This is a genomic window from Gemmatimonadota bacterium, assembly GCA_016209965.1.
GTDB lineage: Bacteria > Gemmatimonadota > Gemmatimonadetes > Longimicrobiales > RSA9 > JACQVE01.
Map to the genome: position 1 here is coordinate 1 of JACQVE010000294.1, position 4,934 is coordinate 4,934.

At 68.2% G+C, this 4,934-nt stretch carries 3 protein-coding genes; 2 read left to right on the forward strand and 1 reads right to left on the reverse strand.

Annotation, left to right across the window (positions count from 1 at the left end):
* A partial coding sequence (locus HY703_11695; protein MBI4545851.1) for a hydantoinase B/oxoprolinase family protein occupies positions 1-2,534 on the forward strand: 2,534 nt, incomplete at its 5' end.
* A 281-nt stretch (positions 2,535-2,815) separates the two neighbouring features.
* Entirely contained in the window at positions 2,816-4,237 is a 1,422-nt protein-coding gene (locus tag HY703_11700; GenBank protein ID MBI4545852.1) for an amidohydrolase family protein, read from the forward strand.
* A 519-nt stretch (positions 4,238-4,756) separates the two neighbouring features.
* Here the strand turns inward: HY703_11700 and HY703_11705 are convergent.
* Positions 4,757-4,934 (reverse strand): hypothetical protein (locus HY703_11705; protein ID MBI4545853.1); only part of this gene is annotated, 178 nt, incomplete at its 5' end.

Below are 4,934 nucleotides of genomic sequence, written 5' to 3' on the forward strand. Positions count from 1 at the left end.
GCATGGGGGCGGGGCCGGGCGGGCCGGGGCTCTCCGGCGTGCACGTGCACATGACCAACTCGCTGAACACGCCCGTAGAGGCACTCGAGCACGCCTACCCACTGCGCGTGCGCCGCTACGAGATCCGCCGCGGCACGGGCGGCGCCGGGCTGCACCGCGGCGGGGACGGCCTGCGCCGCGACCTCGAGCTACTGGCGGACGCGGAGGTCAGCCTGCTCACGGAGCGGCGGCAGAGCCGGCCCGCGGGACTGGCGGGCGGCGAGCCGGGCGCGGCGGGCGCGAACGTGCTGATCCGGGCGGGAGAGGAGCAGCCGCTGCCGGCCAAGACCACCTTCCATGCCCGGGCCGGCGACGTGATCAGCATCCGCACGCCCGGCGGCGGGGGGTGGGGAGTAGCTGCCTTCGTGGCGCTCGCGCTAGGCATCGTGTCCGCCGGCTCGGCTGCCCAATCTCCTGACTGCGGCGGCCAGGGTGCCCCATCCGCCGCCGCCAGCGCGGACCTCTACTGTATCCCGCTGCTCCCCGCGCCCGATTTTCCGCAGGCGTCGGGCATGGCCGAGATGGAGCGCGTGCCCGCACCCTTCGGCATGGCCGTGACCCCCCAGGGCGAGCCGCTGTACGAGCTGCGCGTCTCCGTGGCCGGACTCGAGGCGCCGGAGCGGCTGGGCGCATACCGGAGCTACATCGCCTGGGCGACGACGCCGCTGCTGCGCCCCTGGATCAAGCTGGGCGAGGTCGCGAACGGACGCGCGGCTGTGGGCCGCATCGCGCTGGACAAGTTCCTGGTGCTCGTTAGCGCCGAGGCTTCCGCTGGCACGCTCGAGCGCCAGGGCCCTATCCTGCTACGCGGCACCTCGCCCAGCATGCGCATGATCCCGCACGAGGGCGATCCGCTCCTCTTCGCCGCCGCGGCCGCCGACCCGGGAGCGCATACGGCCCATCGAGCCGCGCCCGCCGCCCACGAGCTCGAATGGATCGAGCCGCCGCCGCACCCCGGGATACCCATGCCGCCCGGGCTGCACGACGCGCTGCCCAGCGTACGTCCGTTCCTGCCCCGTCCGCCGGCCGGGAGCCCGATCCCTGAAGCCGTGCCGCGCAGGCTCGTGCGGCTGAGGAACGGCGGCACGCTCGACCTGGAGGCCGCGCCCCTGCGGCGTACGATTGGCGGCCGTACCCATGTCATGTACGGCTTCAACGGCCAGTATCCGGGGCCGCTCATCGAGGTCGGGCAGGGTACGACGATCCTCGTGAACTTCAGCAACCGCACCGAGCTGCCCACCGCCATCCACTGGCACGGCGTGCGGCTGGAAAACCGCTTCGACGGCGTGCCGCACGTCACGCAGGAGCCGGTCCCGCCCGGAGGCAAGTTCCAGTACCGGGTCTACTTCCGTGACGCGGGCATCTACTGGTATCACCCGCATCACCGCGAAGACATCCAGCAGGATCTCGGGCTCTACGGCAACTTGATCGTCCGATCGCCGCGCCCGGACTTCTACGCTCCCGTGAACCGCGAAGAGGTCCTGATGCTGGACGATCTGCTGGTCGCGGAGCAGGGTCTGGTGCCGTACGGGCTCGAGCGCGCCACGCACGCGCTCAGCGGCCGCTTCGGCAACGTGCTGCTGGTGAACGGCGAGCCGGAGTATCGGCTGCGGGTGAAGAAAGGGGAGGTCGTTCGCTTCTTTCTCACCAATGTCGCGAACACGCGCACCTTCAATCTGTCGTTCGGCGGCGCGCCCATCAAAGTCGTCGCCTCTGACCTCAGCAAATTCGAGCGCGAGGAATGGGTGGAGAACGTCGTGCTCGCGCCCGCCGAGCGCTATGTGGTCGAGGTCCGGTTCGATTCGGCGGGCGACGTCGCCATCACCAACCGCGTGCGCGGCCTCGATCACCTCTACGGCAGCTTCTTCCCCGAGGTGGACACACTGGGCATCGTGCACGTGTCGCGTGAGGCGGTCACGCCCGACCACTCGGCGGCGTTCGCGCGGCTGCGCGACAACGCGGAGGTCACCGCCGATATCGCCGCGTACCACGGGCACTTCGACCGGCCCGTGGATCACACTCTCACCCTCACCATGCGCGCGAAGGAGCTGCCCTTCCCCGTCGAGCTGATGCTGCGCCTGGACTCCGCATTCTTCAATCCCGTCGAGTGGACCGGGACCATGCCGATGATGGATTGGGTCGCGACCGGCGGGGAGGTGGAGTGGGTGCTGCGCGAGGAAGAGACGGTACGCGAGAACATGGCGATCGAGTGGCGGTTCCGAGTCGGCGACGTCGTCAAGATCCGCCTCCTGAACGATCGCCGCGCGCTGCACGCCATGCAGCACCCGATCCACGTTCACGGGCAGCGCTTCCTCGTGCTCTCGCAGAACGGCGTCGCCAACCGCAACTTGGTGTGGAAGGACACCATGCTCCTGCCCGTGGGGCACACGGCGGATCTCCTGCTGGAGCTGTCCAATCCGGGAAAATGGATGCTGCACTGCCACATCGCGGAGCACATCGAGGCGGGCATGAAGATGGTGTTCACCGTCGAGTGACGCTCGTGGCGAGCCGCAGACGTCTTGACGCAACTTGCATCCCGACCGGGCGAGTCCTTCGACTCCGATTCGCTCAGGGTAAAGCTTGCAAGGGAGTGGAGCGGCCTATTCTGGGCGGCCTGTCAGCCCGTCCCAGCGCGAAAGGCGAGGAAAGTTCACCCAGTAGTTGTGACAGCGCCGCTATAGAGTCTCACGCAGGGACGCAGAGAACGCCGGCAACCAAGGCGGGATACCAACAAGGAGAGCGAGGATAAGCGAGGATAAGGATGAGGATAATGATCATGCGTACGAGAGATATCGCTGCTCTGGTACTGCTGCTTCCCGCCAGAGCGCTCGCGGCGCAGTCGGCCGCCCAGCTTTCGGCCGAGGTGCGCGAGTACGTGAGCGTGAGCGCGCCGGTCGTCGCGCTCGCACACGTGCGCATTGTGGACGGGACCGGCGCCGCGCCGGCGGACGACCAGACCCTTGTCATCGCCAACGGCCGGATCGAGGCGGCGGGGCCAGCGGCGCGGGTCAAGGTCCCGCCCGGCGCTCAGGTGCTCGAGCTGCGTGGCCACACCGTGATTCCCGGAATGGTGGGGCTGCACAACCACACCTTCTACACGACGGCGAACCGGCAGGCTCAGATCTCCTTCAGCGCGCCGCGCCTGTACCTGGCGGGCGGCGTGACCAGCATCCGCACGACCGGGAGCTATCATCCATACAGCGAAGTGAACCTGAAGCGCGCGATCGAGCAGGGGCAGGCTCCGGGGCCGCGGATGCACATCACCGGGCCCTACCTCACCGGGCTGGGATCCGGCAGCTACATGACCGAGGTGGCCACGGCCGAGGACGCGCGGCGCGTGGTCGGCTACTGGGCGGAGGAGGGCGCGACCTGGTTCAAGGCGTACACGCGCATCAGCCGCGAGGCGCTCAAGGCCGCCATCGACGAGGCGCACCGGCGCGGGCTCAAGTTCACGGGCCACCTCTGCTCCGTGTCGTTCCGCGAGGCGGTCGCCCTGGGGATCGACAACCTCGAGCACGGCTTCTTCACGAACAGCGACTACGCGCCGGGGAAGCAGCCCGACACCTGCCCGGCGACGCTGCGGCAGAGTCTGCTCGAGGTGGACCTGAACAGTGCGGAGGTCCAGGCCACGATCCAGGACATGGTTCGCAACGGCGTGGCCATGACCTCCACGCTCGCGGTGTACGAGCTGTCCATTCCGGACCGGCCACCGCTCGAGGACCGCGTGCTCGCGGCCATGGCGCCGGAGGTGCGGCAGGACTATCTGGCCACGCGCGAGCGGATCAAGGCACGGGCTTCGGAATCGACGCAGGCGGCGCTGTTCCGCAAGGCGCAGCAGTTCGAGCGCGCGTTCGTCAAGGCGGGCGGGTTGCTCGGCGCGGGTGTGGATCCCACCGGCAACGGCGGCGCACTCCCCGGCTTCGGCGACCAGCGCAACTACGAGCTGCTCATCGAGGCAGGGTTCTCGCCCGTCGAAGCCATCCGGATCCTGACCCTCAACGGCGCCAAGATCCTGGGCGTGGCGGACCGGCTCGGCTCGGTCGCGGCGGGCAAGCTCGCGGACCTCGTCGTCATCCAGGGTGATCCGGTCTCGAACCCGGCCGAGATCCGGAACGTGGCGATCGTGTTCAAGGATGGCGTGGGGTACGACCCGGCAAAGCTGATCGCCTCGGTCCAGGGGCTGGTCGGGATCCGCTGATACGGCAAAGGCCAGCACGGGATCGACGGCGCCCACTCAGCGGCTCGGGGAAGCCAGACGCGAAAAGCGTGGCCCCCGGGCCACGTGTAGCCCCGTTGCCAAAACCGCCGCGGTAGATGTATTGTTGGTCCGCTTTTTTGGGGACCACCTTTTTATGGACCGATGCAGGAAGATGCCGGCACGGTAATCGAAGCCACTGGACAGCCCACCTCGGGCGCCACGGTTGAACTCTGGAGCCCCCAAGAGAAGCTCGCTAGCTGCATTACGGACTCTCAAGGCGGCTTCCTCAACCTCTCCTCAGGATCAACCGGCGTACTTTTGCCGATAACGGGTCTGTATTGGCGCGCCACGCGATTAGGCTGGTACTTTCAGCGGTATTGGAAGTACGAGAAATGGTTTATCTCCAAACAGCCGAAACCGCGGTAATACTACGCGGCTTGAATTCACAGCTATAGTCACCGTCGAGGCGGCAGGTGGAGGGAAAGCCAGATACGGACGGCCCCGGCGGGCGCCCGGGGCTCAGCCCGAGCGCCGCAGCCGGATGCCGCCGTTCACAGTGGAGAGGTGCAGCTCGGGGCCGCCCTTGCCAATGCTGCCCTGCAGCCGCCGGGCGCTGGCGCGGCCGACCACAGTCATGGGGAAGTCGGTAGTGAGGTTGCCGTTCACGGTCTGGGCCCGCACGTCCGCGCTGGTTTCC